The 1130-nt window shown below is 34.9% G+C and carries 1 protein-coding gene; it reads left to right on the top strand.

The window, feature by feature from the left end:
- Positions 1-49: 49 nt before the first annotated feature.
- A partial coding sequence (locus tag Q0546_RS04555) for an AAA family ATPase (RefSeq protein WP_298790920.1) occupies positions 50-1130 on the top strand: 1081 nt, incomplete at its 3' end.

The following is a 1130-nucleotide window of genomic DNA, read 5'->3' as shown; positions in this document are numbered from 1 at the left end:
TTCAGCAGTAAATAAATATATAGAATTTAAAAAAGGCAAGGGAGAGACAATGCCAACAACAAGCGATGAAATACAAAAGAAACAAGCAAATTTTCCACTAAATCAAATTTTATATGGCCCTCCAGGAACCGGAAAAACCTATAAACTTTCAAAAATCATGGATAAATTTACTCAGAATCTCAATGTAAAATCAAGCGATGATACTGACGCGCTATATGAAATGTTAAAAATAGAAAACTACACTTGGTTTCAAGTGGCTGCAGCCATCTTGTATGATGCAGCTATGTCAAAAATTAATGGCGGTTGGCTTAAACTTAAATATACGAAAAACGATAACGATATAGTAAGCCATGATTTGTTTAAAATGCGAGCGTTGAAAGCAAATTCTAAGGATCCAAAACAAACTGTTTCTAGAGATTTACAAGCTCATGCTATGTTAGATTGTGAAAACGTAAAATTCAAAAGAACAGAGCCTTTCATTTTTGAAAAAAACAATAAAAGCGAGTGGAGAGTAGTAGATAAAGAAACTCTTGAAAATGAGTGTCCTAAGGCTATGAAACTTTATGAAAAATACAAAGAGATAAAAGAACAAAAAGTAGGCACGGGCTACACTAAAGAGAATTTTAAATTTATAACATTTCACCAAAGCTATGGATATGAGGAATTTGTTGAGGGTATAAAGCCCGTATTTGATAGCGAAAACGAAGATGGCGATATAACTTATGAGATATCAAAAGGCATTTTTTATCAGTGCTGCGAAAACGCCTTGCTTCTTAGTGATTACAAAGGCAAACTTAGGGATTTTTGCGATTTACCAAAAGATGAGCGACAAAAGTTTTTTAATGAAAACACACCAAAATATGCCATCTTTATCGACGAGATCAACCGCGGAAATATCTCTAAAATTTTTGGTGAGCTCATAACTCTTATAGAGCCGTCAAAAAGGCTCGGCGCAGATAACGAGATAATGGTCGAGCTACCATATTCAAAAGAGAAATTTGGAGTGCCGTCAAATTTATACATAATAGGCACGATGAATACAGCGGATCGCAGCATAGCTCTTATGGATACGGCACTTAGAAGAAGGTTTGAGTTTGTGGAGATGATGCCAGAATATGACAACCTAAACA

It is taken from the genome of uncultured Campylobacter sp. (assembly GCF_937997465.1).
In the GTDB taxonomy this organism is placed as follows: Bacteria; Campylobacterota; Campylobacteria; order Campylobacterales; family Campylobacteraceae; genus Campylobacter_A.
The sequence above is the reverse complement of the archived record's forward strand: the minus strand, read 5'-3'. Positions and strand labels throughout refer to the sequence as shown.